At 65.3% G+C, this 15,267-nt stretch carries 13 protein-coding genes; 1 reads left to right on the top strand and 12 read right to left on the bottom strand.

The window, feature by feature from the left end:
- The first annotated feature begins 93 nt into the window (after positions 1–93).
- On the top strand, positions 94–309 hold the full coding sequence (locus A5625_RS14855) for a DUF3072 domain-containing protein (protein ID WP_066994996.1): 216 nt from the start codon (positions 94–96) through the stop codon (positions 307–309).
- Positions 310–385: 76 nt separating this feature from the next.
- Here the strand turns inward: A5625_RS14855 and A5625_RS14860 are convergent, their stop codons facing one another.
- From A5625_RS14860 to A5625_RS14915, 12 genes are all read right to left on the bottom strand, one after another.
- Entirely contained in the window at positions 386–1,336 is a 951-nt protein-coding gene (locus tag A5625_RS14860; RefSeq protein ID WP_066994999.1) for an alpha/beta fold hydrolase, read from the bottom strand.
- Between the two features lie 244 nt (positions 1,337–1,580).
- Complete coding sequence (locus A5625_RS14865) at positions 1,581–1,886, bottom strand: hypothetical protein (RefSeq protein WP_156748240.1); 306 nt, start codon at positions 1,884–1,886, stop codon at positions 1,581–1,583.
- Between the two features lie 680 nt (positions 1,887–2,566).
- Positions 2,567–5,764: an adenylate/guanylate cyclase domain-containing protein gene (locus A5625_RS14870; protein ID WP_369830011.1), complete on the bottom strand. Its 3,198-nt coding sequence runs from the start codon at positions 5,762–5,764 to the stop codon at positions 2,567–2,569.
- Positions 5,765–5,859: 95 nt separating this feature from the next.
- Entirely contained in the window at positions 5,860–8,535 is a 2,676-nt protein-coding gene (locus A5625_RS14875) for an adenylate/guanylate cyclase domain-containing protein (RefSeq protein ID WP_066995005.1), read from the bottom strand.
- A gap of 215 nt (positions 8,536–8,750) precedes the next feature.
- The gene (gene dnaB, locus A5625_RS14880; RefSeq protein ID WP_066995008.1) at positions 8,751–10,127 is read right to left on the bottom strand and encodes a replicative DNA helicase; all 1,377 of its coding nucleotides are present in this window, start codon (positions 10,125–10,127) and stop codon (positions 8,751–8,753) included.
- Between the two features lie 531 nt (positions 10,128–10,658).
- The gene (gene rplI / locus A5625_RS14885; RefSeq protein WP_066995009.1) at positions 10,659–11,117 is read right to left on the bottom strand and encodes a 50S ribosomal protein L9; all 459 of its coding nucleotides are present in this window, start codon (positions 11,115–11,117) and stop codon (positions 10,659–10,661) included.
- A gap of 30 nt (positions 11,118–11,147) precedes the next feature.
- Positions 11,148–11,402: a 30S ribosomal protein S18 gene (rpsR, locus tag A5625_RS14890; RefSeq protein ID WP_003874730.1), complete on the bottom strand. Its 255-nt coding sequence runs from the start codon at positions 11,400–11,402 to the stop codon at positions 11,148–11,150.
- Between the two features lie 42 nt (positions 11,403–11,444).
- Positions 11,445–11,960 carry a single-stranded DNA-binding protein gene (locus A5625_RS14895; RefSeq protein ID WP_066995011.1) on the bottom strand — a complete coding sequence of 172 codons (516 nt, stop codon included), beginning with the start codon at positions 11,958–11,960 and terminating at the stop codon, positions 11,445–11,447.
- A gap of 126 nt (positions 11,961–12,086) precedes the next feature.
- On the bottom strand, positions 12,087–12,377 hold the full coding sequence (gene rpsF / locus A5625_RS14900; RefSeq protein ID WP_007771721.1) for a 30S ribosomal protein S6: 291 nt from the start codon (positions 12,375–12,377) through the stop codon (positions 12,087–12,089).
- A gap of 128 nt (positions 12,378–12,505) precedes the next feature.
- Positions 12,506–13,336 carry an inositol monophosphatase family protein gene (locus A5625_RS14905; protein WP_066995014.1) on the bottom strand — a complete coding sequence of 277 codons (831 nt, stop codon included), beginning with the start codon at positions 13,334–13,336 and terminating at the stop codon, positions 12,506–12,508.
- Positions 13,333–14,529, bottom strand: a complete 1,197-nt coding sequence (locus tag A5625_RS14910; RefSeq protein ID WP_197516113.1) for an alpha-D-ribose 1-methylphosphonate 5-triphosphate diphosphatase — start codon at positions 14,527–14,529, stop codon at positions 13,333–13,335. The genes A5625_RS14905 and A5625_RS14910 overlap by 4 nt, the downstream gene beginning before the upstream one ends.
- Positions 14,526–15,266 (bottom strand): ATP-binding cassette domain-containing protein, encoded by a 741-nt coding sequence (locus tag A5625_RS14915; protein ID WP_232003698.1) that lies wholly within the window; start codon positions 15,264–15,266, stop codon positions 14,526–14,528. Before A5625_RS14915 ends, A5625_RS14910 begins: the two co-directional genes overlap by 4 nt.
- Between the last annotated feature and the right edge of the window lies 1 nt (position 15,267).

Consider the following 15,267-nt stretch of genomic DNA (forward strand, 5'->3'; position numbering starts at 1 on the left):
CCGCTCCAGTCACCAAACGCGCACGCTCACGTGAGGCAACAATTCCCCCAACGCGCGCATCTTGACGTGAGGCAACTAGGAGGTGATCGCGGAATGAGCAAGGAATTGCAACCGGCGCCCAACGAGACGGCGGAAAAGGACCCAGCCGACTGGGTCACGGGTGACGAACCGATGACGGGACCGCAGCGGAGCTATTTACACACGCTGGCGCAGGAGGCAGGGCGTGAGGTCCCCAATGATCTGACCAAGGCCCAGGCATCCGACCTGATAGAAGAGCTGCAGCAGCACACCGGGCGCGGCAGTAGTTGACCGCGCGCCAAACCGATGTGCAGTCCGGCTGCGCTCGTTTGCTGTTAAGACTTGGTACGAGTAACGGTGCCTGCGATCAACTTTCAGCCCGCTTGGTGCCGATGAACTCTAGCCCGGCGCGAATAGCGGGGCGATGGCGCAAGATTCGGTAATGAGCGAGTCGGCCGAGCCCACGCGTGGTCAGTAATCGTGCACCTTGCCACGACCATGCGAGCCGCTCACTCGCGGCATAAGGGCTGTCTGGGTCATCGGGATCATGGATGAGAAGCACCGGCGGGTAGTTGGCTCGTTGACCGATCCGCGTCATGTTCGTCTCGTGCAACGGCATGGCGATTCGTTTTTCCAGACGACGTTGCAGGCCCGCGCGGATCCGGCGGCCGAAGCCGTGCCGTGCGGCGAACAGGTCGAGATAGAGAGGGAAATCGCCCATGGGCGCCAAGAAGACCAAACGCCCGACAGGTGCGCCCTGCGCCGCCGCCAATGCAGTCGCGTTCGCTCCGAGTGAGTGAGCTACCACCGCGTGGGCGGGCCCGTGGGTCTCGATCATCGCCGCAACGGCGTCGGCGCACTCGATGAGAGTGGTACGTCCGGGCGCAAGGGCACCCGGACCAGATTCGTTGTGGCTAGGCAAGTCGAATGCGACGACACGATATCCCGCCTCAACCAGCGGCTTGACGAACACTGCCAAATGCGCGCGCTGCCCGCCCCAACCATGTACCAGGTATATCGGCGTCCCTTCGCCCCATTCCTCACCAGCGATCCGATGTCCATCCCAATAAGCTTCTAGCGGTCTGCCCGGGGACACGCCTGGCGGCATGCGCAGACTCGATTCGAGAACCGGTGGGGTACACCACAACTCGACTGCCCACCGCGATCCCAAAGAGGGCGCCAACCGCTCGAGCAGCCAAAAAAGTCGGCGCACTCGGGCAGCGACCGGGGGAAGGACTCCGGAGCCGACGACATCAAGCGGGGCAAGCTCGCCGGCCTGTGCTTGCGCCGACGCCGGTCCTGGTGCTCCTTCGGTCATGAATCGCGATCATAGGTAGGCAACACCCACCGACTATAGCTGCGCTACACCGCCTGGACCCGAGCGGACAACTTCTGGACCTCTGGACTCATGCGCAGGCGACCAACCTGGGTGTCGCTTGCTTCAATTGACCAAAGATCCTCACTACGACACGCGGGCAGCTGGCCGCGATCTGCTGGGAAAGAGAGAAACTGCACCAGAAACGTTTGCCCGCAGCGCAATCCGTGCTTGATGGGCGGTGACCTCAATAGGACCAGGGGTAGACAAACAGCGGCCCGGTGATGCCGTGAGCGAGGAGCCATGCCAGTGCGCACAAGATCAACAGCTGGACCACCCAATTCACCAAATGGATCCGGTGCGCCGAATGCAGCTCGAACCGGATGACCTTGTTGAGGCTGGCAAGATCGGCGGCACTCAGGAACACTTTCCCCGTCCCGACCCTGAGCATGTAGCCGCTCGTCCCATTGGGGCGATCCACGCGGACGAGGTGGATTCGATTCCCATCGCCGTCGCGCAGGCCGATGAGGCTGGTTAGCTCGGATTGTCCCACGGTGTGCCCACCTAGCTAGGGTTCTGGCCTCCTGCTGTTGGAGACTTCACGCTACTCCGCGCGGTAATTGCACACAATACTGTGTCCCACAGGTAATTTCGTTGCACCGATGTTATTCACTGGCATGCGTTCGGAGCGGCCTTGCACATGATCTTTCCCGCCGGTGGATTACCCAGCAGCCTTGCGGTCTCAGCGAGTCAATTCGCCCGGTCTGATCTCACCGACCTCACTGCGGATAGCCCAGCCGCTGTCGCTCGGTTCCACGGCTAGCAGCTGACCGGCGAGGCACCAGTGATAGCACGGATTTCCGTACTCCGGTTAGGGCGGACCAGTTGCGGCATCAGGCGTAGTCGGCTGATACCAGGCGCGGATCGTGATCGCAGGAGCCCAAGTTCCGCGGGTCCACCCACGCCAACCCTCGTGTCGGTTCCAATCCGGCGTGGCGGAGGCTGTTCCAATACTTGCGTGGTCGCAGAATTCCGGTCGAAATGGCGGAAGCGGTTTTCCGGTTTTTGTGGCGGATCCTAATGAGCGCTCTGTCGCAATATTACGACGGCTTCTTGTGAGACGAACTTCTGAGACGCAACGACCTGGCTTAACCTGTGAACCGGGCTGGCGGGTCCGAGACATCTCGAATGTCGTCCCTTCTGAGACGCCGAGCCTTACGAAAGTGACGGCGCTCATGGCATCTCGTCGGCCCACGCGATGTGTCCCTCGAAGCCAAGCGTTCCCGCCATGTCGCGGTAGCGATCACGATAGTCGCAGTAGGCGTGGTCGTCGCCGTGAGTGTGCGCCAACAGAGCTCGAAGCCGTAGCAGCCAGATCTCGCGTATCACCAGATCCTCATCGGTTTGTGCGGCCGCTAACCGTTCGATCGCGGCTTCGGCTTCGGCCATGTCATCCTCGGCCCCACGGTCCAGCAGCGTCTCCACCAAAACACCCGTCGCAGGCACGCACCACAGCAGCAGCCGTCCCTCGCGGAACAAATGGTCGACGGCGGCACGCATGAGCGGTATCGCCTCATCGCGATCTCCACGCCGAGCCTTCTCACGCGCCAAGTACACATTGACTAGCGGTAAATCGCCCAGAAGGTAGCCCTGGCGCATGAACCCGTCGCTGATCTCGGCCAGCACCTTCTGTGCGCGGTCACGCTCCGGAGCCGTGTGGCGGTGCACCAGCGCAACGCCCAGTGTCATTCGGGCTATGGTCACCCCGAGATCATCACCGCATCGTTCGGCATTGCGTAGGGCCTCCTCGATCTCGCGAACCGCGCGATCATCGGCAGCCGACACGCCGAACGGTAATCCCGCTAAGTAGACGAAGGCGACAACCGCAGCATAAGACCAGGGGTCGGCCCTGCGGGCCATCGCCAGGCCCTCCCGCAGGTCGTCGCGCCATCCGGTGCGACCCAGCCAATACCGGGCAATAGCCCGGTTCGCAAAGGCAACCGCTAGCGGAGATCCGAAAATGAAGTTCCCTTTAAACGGATCGCCGTCGGCCAGGTCGATGACCCTCTGTGACCACCGCAGCACGTCACACCACTCGCCGCTGTGAACCTTGGCATAGCTCACCGGGAAGGATAGCCCCACCGTCAAGGTCGCATCGCGGATCGACTCGATGAGGGCCCAGGCTTCCGATGCTAGCCGTGACGCCTCGCGCATCCGGCCCTGATAGGCACGATCAATCACCAGCCCCGCCATGGCTGTGGCCAGTGAGGCCTTGTCGCCGGTGTCGCGGCACAACTGACGTAATTCATCGAAGCGTGCGCCAGGAACGTTCACATGGACTCGCCAGGCCGTCCCGCACAACATGGTGCGCGGGGCGATGCGCATGGCCGCCCGGTTGGGATCGTCGCCGGGCAGTACGTCGGCGATCGTTTGGGCGCGTTCCCAGCTCACCCGGGCGGCGGCGATGTCGCGGTTGGTCGCCCACGTTGCGGCGCGCATGTGCCAGCCGTAGGCGGCGTGCCCATCACCGGCGGCCTCCAGATGTTCGGCGATCAGCGCGGCATTTTCATCAGCCGAGGCCGGGTTACGGGCCTCAATCGCGGCGGCCAGCCGCCGATGCAGCTCGGCGCGATCCGACTTGAGTTGTGATTCGTAGGCCACCATTCGGATCAGCGGATGGTGGAACACGTACTCGGGCTGTCGGGTAAAACTGATCTGATCGATCAGCTCGCCGCCCACCAGGTCCTCCAGGAAAGGATCAATCCCCAGCGTTTCCAGTAGGTTCCTGCTGAACTTCGCGCCGACGACCGCGGCAGCGTTCAGGGTGCGTTTCGCTTTTGGGTTCAGCCGGTCGATGCGGGCGGCGATAGTGGCCTGCACCGTGGCGGGTACGGTGACCTCGGCAGCGTCGACTACGGAGACGTAAGCGCTGCGGTTGCCGCGCAGCACAGCACGCTCGGCCAAATCCCGAACCATCTCCTCAGCGAAAAACGGATTACCGGCGGCCCGCGCGGCGATCACAGAGGGCAACGCGCCGACTGAGGGGTCCGGCCCGAGGAGCTGCGAGACCAGTGCTGCGATCTCCGGATCACTCAGTGGCGCAAGGGCTATGGTTTTGGCACCGGCCACCCGGCTCAAGGCGCCTTGATATTCGGGGCGGTAGGTGACCAGCACCAGCGAGGGCGTCTGCGGCATCACCGTGACGAATTCGGCGATCATTGATTCGCTGACCTCATCGATCCAGTGCGCGTCTTCGATGACATAGACCGCCGCGGTTCCGCGGGCCAGCGACGCGGCATTGACCAGCGCCGTTAACCGCCGCCGACGGGCATCCGGGTCGATCTTCGGCAGCTCCACATCGGGATCGGTGATGCCTAGCAGGTCATGGAGAAGCAGCACGTCCTCGGGGTCCGCGTCAGGAACGCGGTCGCGCACTCGATTGCGAGCGGTCTGTCCGTCAAGTCCCTCGACACCGCTGGCCGCCCGCAAAAACCGTGCAACGGCATGAAAGGGGACCTGGCTGGTGTGCGACTCGCAGAAGGCAGTGAACAGTTCCACGCCACGCCGTCCCGCCAGCACCGCCACCTCGCGCGCCAGACGACTCTTCCCAATGCCTGGTGACCCGACCACGCCAACCACCGCGCCGTGGCCATCGATTAGACGGTCCAACAGGGCATCAACGACGGCCATCTCCCAGCGCCGACCGACCAGAGTCGACTCAGCACGCCAGGCAGCGCGAGGTCCGTCGCCCATGGCCAACAGCCGCCGAGCGGGCACCGGCGCGTCGGCACCCTTGATCTGAACCAGCTGAGATTCGCCGAGGGCCGCCGTGCCCTCAACCAGTCGAGCTGTCGACGCGCTGAGCATCACACCACCCGGCGAAGCCGCCGACTCCATCCGCTGCGCCATCCCGACCTGCTCGCCGATAGCGGTGTAACCCCACGCACCCGAACCGATCTCACCGGCAATCACCTGACCGGAGTTAAGTCCTACGCGCAACTGCAGGTCTACACCGTCACGCTCGCGGACGTCGACGGCAAACCGCTTCACCTCCTCCTGGATACCGAGTGCCGCTAAACAGGCACGAAAAGCGTGATCCTCCAACGCGAGCGGTGCGCCGAACACCGCCATGATGCCGTCGCCGGTGAACTTGTCCACCGTGCCGCCGAAGTGCTGCACAACTGCCGCGCAGCGGTCGGCGAGGTCTGCCATGATTTCGCGCAGCCGCTCCGCGCCCACGGCTGCCGCGATGTCCATCGAGTGGACGACGTCGGCGAACAGCACCGTCACCTGCTTGTACTCCGCCGATCGAGTAACCTGCGCGACCGGTGTGCCGCACTCGTTACAAAACTTGGACTTCGGGGGCAGCTTGGTGCCACACGACCCACACGACAGTCCCGCAGTCGTCAGTCCACCGTGAACGTCGTCCACGCCAATATCGTGTCACTGCTGGTCAACGGTGTCCGTCATATCGAGATGTCAACCGCGAGACGACTAAGACGAAGTTTTGCGACTCTCAAATGCGGTCATTTCGAGACTGCGCCCAGTGCTGTTCGGGCCTGATCGATTTGGTCGTATGCGTAGGTCACCACCGCGGCGGTGGTCATGGTTCTACCCTTGCTGGCGTGCGATTTATAGATCGCCTCACCGAGCACATCGCGCAGGTGGGTAATCGCGGTGGTGATTTCGGGGACCACCGCCGCAGCAATGCGGGCGAAGCCGGCGATGGTGGCCGCCGGTTCGTAGCGGCCGAGCCGGTCGAAAAGAACGGCGAGGACGGCCAGCGGGGCGCGGATGTTGGTGGTGTTGCCACAATCGTGGTAGTTGCGGATTGCCAGAGTGAGGTGATCGAAAGCGGACACGGTGTCGCCGTGTTCGGCTTCGAGTAGGGCCAGACTGTTCGCCAGCATTGACGCGCGGGAGCGGTTGCCGCTGTCTTGGGCGATCACCAGACCCCGGCCGAGGGCGTTAAGCGCCCCGATGGGATCCGCGTCACGGAAAGCCAAACCGTAGGCATCGAGCGCCAACGCGAGCAAGTACGGGTTGCCTGTTGCCTCGGCAGCCTCGATGAGGCCATCCGCGGAATCCATCGCCTCCCTACCGGAATGGGCCACTGAAAGGGCGGTAACCAGCCATGCCCGGATGTACACCGGGGTGTCGCGGCGGCGCGCGAGCTGGGCGCGGCACAATTCGGTCAACCGCTCGGGCTGCCGGATGGCTAGGTATACAAGTCCAATCGCGGCTTCGATGCCGTGGGGCAGCGCATCGCGGTTCCTGCCGAGAACGATCTGACCGGCGTCGCTGTAGCCGACAGCCGCCTCGAACCGTCCCGCGAACCAGCACTGCGACGCGATCACGTACAGCAATGCCAGGCGGGGGTGGTCGACCGCGCGGGCGGGCGCGATCAGCTCTTCAGCCCAGGCGATCGGCTCATAGGTTTGGACCATAAAGCCGAGGAACCCCACATAGTTGGCGAGAGTGGCGGCGACATCCAGATCGCCGTGGTCGGCAGCCCACCGAAACGCGGTGCGCAGATTGGCCAGCTCGAGGGCGAACCAGTCGTAGGCGTCACGCTGGCGGGGGCTGTCCCACTGGGCCATGATGTCGGGTTCGCGTGCAGCAAAGTACCGCGAGTGTGCGGCCCGAATCTCGGACGCTTCGTCGCGGGCGACGAGTTGTTCCTCGGCGAACTGGCGGATCGTTTCCAGCATCGAATACCGGGTGCGGCCCGCTGTCCGGGTGGCGACGAGCAGCGACTTGCGCACCAGCGTGCCGAGCAGATCCAGGGTGGCGAAATCGTCTGGGGCGTTTGAGAATCCCGCTACGGCGCAGGCGCTCTGCAGATCGAATCCCCCGGCGAACACCGAACACCGATACAGCAGCGCCTTCTCCCGCTCGTTGAGCAGCTCGTAGGACCACGCCACGGTGTGGCGCAAGGTGTGGTGACGTTCTAGAGCGCGTCGCGAGCCCACCAGAAGCTGCAACCGCTGATCGAGCCGATCGCGCACCTCGCCCGCGGTCATGGCCGCCATCCGCGAGGCGGCCAACTCGATCGCCAACGGGATCCCGTCGAGGCGGCGGCAGATCTCCACCACCGCGCCCGCCTCGTCATCCTCGGTCAGCGAGAAGCGCGGGGCGACGCTGCGCGCGCGTTCGACGAACAGCGACACTGCGGCAGAATCGATGCCCGAGCCCACGTCCAGCGAGGGCACCGGCCACAGCTGCTCGTCGGCAATGCCGAGTCCCTCGCGGCTGGTGGCGACAATCTTGGTCGTTGCCGAGGCCGCGAGGATGGCCTCGATCAGATCGGCGGCGGCGTCCAGCACGTGTTCGCAGTTGTCCAACACCAGCAGCCGCACTCTGCCCTCCAGGGCGGCGGCCACGCTCGCGGCCACGGTCTTGCCGGGTTGTTGGGTGATACCCAGCACCGCCGCGACCGCGTCGGGCACCGCGGCCGGATCGGTGACCTCAGCCAGTTCGAAAAACCATGCCCCGTCCGGGAATTCGTCGACCAGCCGCCCCGCCACTTCGAGCGCTAGCCGGGTCTTGCCGACCCCGCCCACCCCGGTCAACGTCACCAACCGATGCGTCTTCACCGCGGCTTGCAGCTCGGCGACCTCCGACTCACGTCCGATCAAACCGGTTGTCGCGGGCCGCAGTTTCCCGGGTGTCGTGTCCAGCGCCCGCAATGGCGGAAACTCCGTTGGCAGGCCTACTGCTCGTAGCTGAAACACCCCGACCGGCGCAGGCACATCCCGCAACCGGCGCGGCCCCAGATCGAGCAGGTCTACTCCGCTGAGCAGAGATGCCGTCGACTCGGCGAGCAGGACCTGACCACCGTGACCCGCTGCCATTACCCTCGCGGCCCGGTTGAGAACGGGCCCGAAGTAGTCCCCGTCCCGCAGCTCGGCTTCGCCGGTCGCCAGCCCCATCCGCACCGGCAACTCCAGTTTGTGCTGAGCAGCAACAGCGGCATCAACCGCCGATTTCGGTGATGAAAACGCCGCGCATACGCCGTCACCGGTGTGCTTGAACAAGATGCCCCCGTGCGCTTCGACCGCCGAGCGTAATACCTCGTCATGGGCGGCCAGGGCTTTCCGCATGCCATCAGCGTCGGTCTCCCACCGACGGGTCGAACCCTCCACGTCGGTGAACAGAAAGGTCACCACCCCTGTAGGCGGGCCCCCTGCGGACACTCGCACAGGATGTCACACCAAGCCGACTGCGACCCGGCAAACCGCGACGGACTTCGAGACTCTCGTATGTCGCCAGGAGTAAATGGATTGATTGTGACCAACCCTAAGCCGATGCCTAGCGGGATTAACCCGTTTCCAGGCTTTGTGATGAATCCGCCATTTCTACGTCACGAAGTCTGGAATTCCGTCAATTAGAACTAGAACCTACAACCCGCAATCCGTCACCGCGCCATGTTCGTGAAGCGCGATAGGTGCAGCTGGTGCGCCACGGTCACCGTCTTGGTGGGGCCGTTGCGGTGTTTAGCGAGAATGAAATCCGCCTCTCCCCCGCGCGGATCGTCGCGCTCGAAGGCGTCCGGCCGGTTCAACAGGATCACCATGTCGGCATCCTGTTCCAGCGAGCCCGACTCTCGAAGGTCCGACAGCATCGGCTTCTTGTCGGTGCGCTGCTCGGGACCGCGGTTCAGCTGGCTGATGGCGACGACGGGTACCTCGAGCTCCTTGGCCAAGAGCTTTAACTGGCGCGAGAATTCGGAGACCTCGAGCTGGCGCGACTCGACTTTCTTTCCCGACGACATCAGCTGCAGATAATCGACCACCACCAGACGCAGGTCGGATTTCTGCCGCAGCCGGCGCGCCTTGGCGCGGATCTCCATCATCGTCAGGTTCGGCGAGTCGTCGATATACAGTGGCGCCTCACTGATTTCGCTCATCCGTCGCGCCAGCCTGGTCCAGTCCTCGTCGCTCATCCGACCTGACCGCATGTCGGCGAGCTTGATCTTCGCTTCCGCCGACAACAGACGCATGACGATCTCGGACTTGCTCATTTCCAGCGAGAAGATGACGCTGGCCATCCGGTGCTTGATCGAGCACGACCGCAAAAAATCCAGTCCCAGCGTGGATTTCCCGACTCCGGGCCTGGCCGCCACGATAATCATCTGCCCGGCATGCAGACCGTTGGTCACCTCGTCGAGTTCGGTGAAACCAGTCGGCACGCCGCGCGCCACGCCGCCGTTGGAGGCGATGGCGTCGATCTCGTCCATGGTCGGCTGCAGCAGATCCTCGAGCGGAACGAAGTCCTCGGAAGTCCGGCGCTCGGCCACCTCGTAGATCTCCGCCTGCGCACGGTCGACCACCTCGGCCACGTCGGCGCCCTCGGCGCCCGCGTAGCCGTACTGCACGACCCTGGTGCCGGCCTCCACAAGGCGCCGCAGCAACGCCTTCTCAGCCACGATGGTCGCGTAGTAGCCCGCGTTGGCCGCGGTGGGCACCGTCGAGATCAGCGTGTGCAGATACGGTGCCCCGCCGATCCGGCGCAGCAGGTTGCGGCGGTCCAACTCCGCCGCGACCGTCACGGCGTCGGCAGGCTCGCCGCGCCCGTAAAGGTCCAGGATCGCGTCGTAGATGTTCTGATGAGCGGGTCGGTAGAAGTCACCGGGACGCAACCGCTCCAGCACGTCGGCGATGGCGTCCTTGCTCAGCAGCATGCCGCCCAGCACCGACTGTTCGGCCGCCAAATCTTGCGGAGGCTGCCGCCCGAAGTCCTCGCTGGGTGGTGTTGAATCCATGCCCGACGTCAAGTCATCGACGACCGCCACGGATTCCCTCCTGCCCTGCGTCACGCATCCGAACATACATTCGAGAGTCGACAGTGAGCCTAAGCCGGGGTGCTGACAACCTTCGCCATGTAGCACCCGCATGCCCGGCGCCGGGACGACGTTAGACGTTGCTGGCTACTAGTTGAAAGGGGCGCTGTTTATGAAGCTGTGCATCGTGTGTGCATATCCGTCGACACCTGTGTTGAGCGGGGTGTGTAGAACCTGTGGATTAATGCAAAGGGCTAGGACATCAGTGCAGATACCGGCCATAGAACGCCATGAAATTCGTGTGGACAAGAATCTCTACGGCGTGTCGGGCCAGGTTACTGCCCCGGGCGTGTTGGCTTTCGGCGGTGTTTTCCCAGCGTTACGGGCCGGTAAAGAGCCCAGGCGAAATACACCCCAGAAATAGTTCGCCAGACGGACATCCGCGACCACCTTCGGCGGCGAGTGCGGGCGCACGCGCGAGCGCAACGCAAACTCGGCGGCGGCCGATCAGGCCGCCGCCGGGTTTGAGCAAATCTTGCGCGCTTAGCTCTGTGCGACGACCTCGAGCGCGACCTCGACGTCGACCTCGGGGTGCAGGTGCACCGCCACCGGGTGAGTCCCCACGGCTTTGATGTGCGACTTGGGCAGCCGGACGATTCGTTTGTCCAGGTTGGGGCCGCCGGCCTTCTTGATGGCCGCCACGACATCGTTGGCAGTCACCGAGCCGAACAGCTTGCCCGAATCCGCCGCCGTCTTCACCGGCAGCGGGACGGGGCCGAGCGCCTCGATGGCCGTCTTGAGCTCGTTGGCGTGCCCGAGGTCGCGCACCGCCTTGGTTTCACGGGCCCGGCGGATGTCGTCGGCCTGCTTCTGCGCGCCGCGCGAGGCCACGATCGCCAGGCCGCGCGGGAGCAGGAAGTTGCGGCCGTAGCCGTCCTTGACTTCGACAGTGTCGCCGACGGAACCAAGGTGGTCGACGTCAGCCGTCAGAATCAGCTTCATCGTTTCGTACTTTCGGTTGGCCTGCGGCGACTATCGCGCCGAGGAGGTGAAGGGCAGCAGCGCCACCTCGCGGGCATTCTTCACCGCGATGGCGATGTCACGTTGGTGCTGCACACAGTTGCCGGTGACGCGACGCGCACGGATCTTGCCGCGCTCGCTGATGTACGTGCGCAGCAGCGCGGTGTCCTTGTAGTCGATCGCTTGATCCTTCTTGGCGCAGAAGACACATTTACGTGCCTTGACCGGCTTTTCCGGAGCCGGCCGCCGCTTGTTGGACTTGGCCATGTCTGTCTTTCTTTCCGTTCTCTATTGCTGAAGTTTCTTGAATCAGAAGGGCGGTTCGTCGTCTCCGCCACCGAATGAGCCCGATGCGGGCGCACTGCCCCACGGGTCATCAGCGGGTGCGCTCGCGGCCGGCGCCGACTGCTGGCGCGATCCGCCGCCACCGCCGAAGCCGCCGCCGCCACCGCCGCCGCTGCGGCTGGCCTTGTTGACCTTGGCTGTGGCATACCGCAACGAGGGGCCGATCTCGTCGACCTCGACCTCGACGACGGTGCGCTTCTCACCTTCACGAGTCTCGAACGAACGCTGCTTGAGCCGGCCCGTGACAATCACCCGGGCCCCACGAGTGAGGCTTTCGGCGACGTTCTCGGCGGCTTCCCGCCAGATGTTGCACCGCAGGAAGAGCGCCTCACCGTCTTTCCATTCGCCGCTCTGGCGGTCATAGATCCGCGGTGTCGACGCCACGGTGAAGTTCGCGACGGCGGCACCCGACGGGGTGAACCGCAGTTCGGGGTCGGCGGTCAGGTTTCCGACAACGGTGATAGTGGTGTCACCAGCCACAATTTCCTCCTCGTTCCACCCTGTTTCTCGCCGCTCCGGTGATGGATGTCATGAGCGTACGTTCGCTGAGCTCTCCACAGCCTAGGCAAGTGCGCCGATGGGAAGCACGCGACGCAGCCGAGGTTGTTAGTGCTTGTCGGTGCGCATCACCTTGGTGCGCAGTACCGACTCGTTGAGGCTCAGCTGGCGGTCGAGCTCGGATACCGTGGCCGGCTCGGCTTTCAGGTCGACGACGACGTAGATGCCTTCGGCGTGCTTCGCGATCTCGTAGGCCAGACGGCGCCGGCCCCAGATGTCGACCTTGTCGACGGATCCACCATCCTTGCGGACGACGTTGAGGAACGTCTCCAAGGACGGGGCTACGGTGCGCTCGTCGAGCGTGGGGTCAAGAATGACCATGATTTCGTATGGACGCATGGAAACCTCACCACCTCCTCTGGTCTCAAGCGGCCACGGGCGTTCCGTGGCAGGAGGGTCGCCTGCGTCGGCAACCGCATCAGGCTACAGCAATCGTCGTTGAGCTGCGAAATCGCGCGGTTAGGCGGTCAGCCTGTGGAGGTCGGCTCCTGAAGAGTGCTGACCAGTTCTTCGGCAAGCGCGGGTGTCGCGGCTACCACCCCAGACCAGCGACGGCTGAGATCGGGATGGATTTCCAACGGCCTGCCGCGGACATCCAGGACGGCCCCGCCCGCGGCGGGCACCATCACCATCGCAGCGGCCAGGTCCATGATCCGGTGGCTGTCGGAGCCGGCATCGGCGAAGGCATCGGTGGAGCCCTCCGCTACCAGCGCTGCTTCCAGGCAGCTGGTGGACAGGATCCGCACCCGGGCGGCGCGCCTGGCGACCCGCCACCACGCGGCGTCGTCGTCGCCGTGCGGGCGAAGCAGGCTCACCGCGGCGCCGTCGAGGCCGGTGCGGCCGCTGGTGCGGTAAGGCACCGGCTGACCCGCCACCGCATGCCAGCACCGGCCGGTGTCGAACCAACACGTCAACGCCTCGGTGGCGGCGCCGTCGACGGCTACCACTCCGGCAAACGCTGACAGCGGGACTCCTGCGGCGGCGTTGGCGGTGCCGTCGACCGGATCGACGACCAGAGTCAGCGCCGACCCGTTGTCGATGACACCGATCTCCTCGCTGAGAAGGTTGACGCGATGCTGGTTGACCACGTCGGCCACCGCGGTGTCGACCAGGATGTCCAGCCGCATGGTCGGGGTGCCGTCGGCTCCCGTCTGCACCTTTTCCGACAGTGCCGCACGGTCGTATTGGGCACGGGCCGCTCCGAACGCCTCCGCCGCGGCCCGCGCGGCGTCGGCCAGCGCGGGATGCGTCCCCTCCGGCACTTGCGGTTCGGGCACCGGCCAGGCGATGTGCGTCATTGTCCGCTCACCAACACCGAGCGCACGACCGGCCAACGCCCATCGGTGGCAAGGAGGGTCAGGTCTGCCCGCAGGCCGGGCTGAAGGCGTCCGCGGTCGGCCAGTCCCGCGACGTCCGCCGGCCCAGATGTCACGAGCCCCACCGCGGCGGCCAGACCGATCCGCTCGTCGTCGACGAGCGCGAACACCGCGGCCAGCAAGCTGGACGGCAGGTAGTCCGATGCGATCGAGGTCACCAGCCCACGCCCAATCAGTTCCTGGCCGGAGGCGTTCCCGTTGTGCGACCCGCCGCGCAGCACGTTGGGCGCACCCATCACCACCGGCAGCCCGCGGTCGCGCGCGGCCTGCGCCGCCGCCAAGGTGGTCGGGAATTCGGCGACGGTGCCACCCCGGGCCACCAGCTCGTCGACCTCGGCCGCGGTGGTCAGGTCATGACCGAGCAACCGGATCCGGTTGGCTTGCGCCAGCTCGGCCAGCCAACCCATGGCCTCCTCGCGCAGGCCGAGGCGCCCGTCGCGTTCGGCGATCAGGTCGTCGACGTGGCGCGCCGCCTGCTCGGCGGTCATCCCGCGCGAGCCCATCATGTAGCGCTCGTAGTAGGCGCGGTCGGCGTACTGACCCTGCCCAGGTGTGTGGTCCTCATGGGACACCAGCGGCACATCCGTCGTGCCGGCAAGCTGATCCTTCAGCGCCACAAGGCCTTCCGGACTGCGGACGTCCAGCCGGTACAGAATCCGGTGGTCCACCAGCCCGTCGACACGCTCCTTGACAGCCTGGCAGAACAGCTTGGCGTCCTCGACGGTGCGCGGAGTCCCCCGGCCCATGCTCTGCTCGAATCCGGCGCCGTGGAACACCGTCGTCACACCCGCCGCGCGGAGCTTGCCCTCAAGGGAGAGCAGGGCGAACTCGATCGGCAGCTCGGCGCCGGGTCGCGGCAGCCGCTCCTTCTCCAGCGCGTCGCTGTGCGTGTCCACCACACCCGGAATGCACAGCAGCCCTGCACCATCCACGTCGGCCGACAACCCGGCAGCATGCGGCTCCACGGCCGCGATGACCCCGCCCCGCACCGCCACTACCGCGTCGTCGATCACGGTGTGCGGCAACACCGCCCGCACGTGGCCGAGCACGTAGTCCGCCGGCGGCGCCGCTAATGGCCAATGTTCTACCGTCCGTTCGAACACCTGGGTTGTCACGCCACTCCCTCCAGGATCTCCGCGGGGGCACCTTCCTGGGCGATGCGGCCGTCGCGCATCAACACCACGCGAGATGCCAACCGCAGCATCGCCTCCCGATCGTGGAAGACCGCAAGCACGGCTACGCCCTGGGCCGTCAATGTCGCGATCATTTCGAGTGCCCGCTCCCGGTTTGCCGGGTCGAGCGCCGATACCGGCTCGTCAAGCATCAACAACCGCGGCGGGCGGACCGTGCCCGCCGCGAGGTTCACCCGCTGACGCTCCCCGCCGGACAGCACCGAGCAGTCCACATCCCACAACGCCGGGTCCAGGTCGAGCCGCCGCAGGGCATCCGCGGCGGCCTCGGTCGCCTCCGCGCGGTCGATACCGCGGCGACGGGCAGCCGCGGCCACGAGCTGCAGCGGCCCGGTACGGGGTGGGGCGGTCAAAAACTGTGACACGTAACCGAATTCGCGTCCTCGAACCGCGGCCATCGCCCGGTCACACAGCTTTGTCAGCTCGATCTCCTGGTCCTCCCCGGTGCGCAGCACCACCGAACCCGAGTCGGGCAGATAGGTGCGGTTCACGCACCGCAGCAGCGAGGACTTGCCCGCGCCGCTCGGACCGGCCAGCACGACATGCTCTCCGGCCCGGACGTCGAGGTCGACGCCGCGTAGCGAATGCACGACGCGGCCGTCGATGGTGTGCAACGTGAACGATTTGCGCAGCCCGCGCACGCTCAGCACCGGTTTCGCCACG

Origin of the sequence: Mycobacterium sp. 1465703.0, from assembly GCF_001672975.1 — a bacterium.
GTDB lineage: Bacteria > Actinomycetota > Actinomycetes > Mycobacteriales > Mycobacteriaceae > Mycobacterium.

Excerpts from the sequence above, each read along its gene's own strand:
- rplI (WP_066995009.1), bottom strand. The coding sequence starts at position 11,117 with ATGAAGCTGATTCTGACGGCTGACGTCGACCACCTTGGTTCCGTCGGC.
- rpsR (WP_003874730.1), bottom strand. The coding sequence starts at position 11,402 with ATGGCCAAGTCCAACAAGCGGCGGCCGGCTCCGGAAAAGCCGGTCAAG.
- A5625_RS14855 (WP_066994996.1), top strand. The coding sequence starts at position 94 with ATGAGCAAGGAATTGCAACCGGCGCCCAACGAGACGGCGGAAAAGGAC.
- A5625_RS14860 (WP_066994999.1), bottom strand. The coding sequence starts at position 1,336 with ATGACCGAAGGAGCACCAGGACCGGCGTCGGCGCAAGCACAGGCCGGC.
- A5625_RS14905 (WP_066995014.1), bottom strand. The coding sequence starts at position 13,336 with ATGACGCACATCGCCTGGCCGGTGCCCGAACCGCAAGTGCCGGAGGGG.
- rpsF (WP_007771721.1), bottom strand. The coding sequence starts at position 12,377 with ATGCGTCCATACGAAATCATGGTCATTCTTGACCCCACGCTCGACGAG.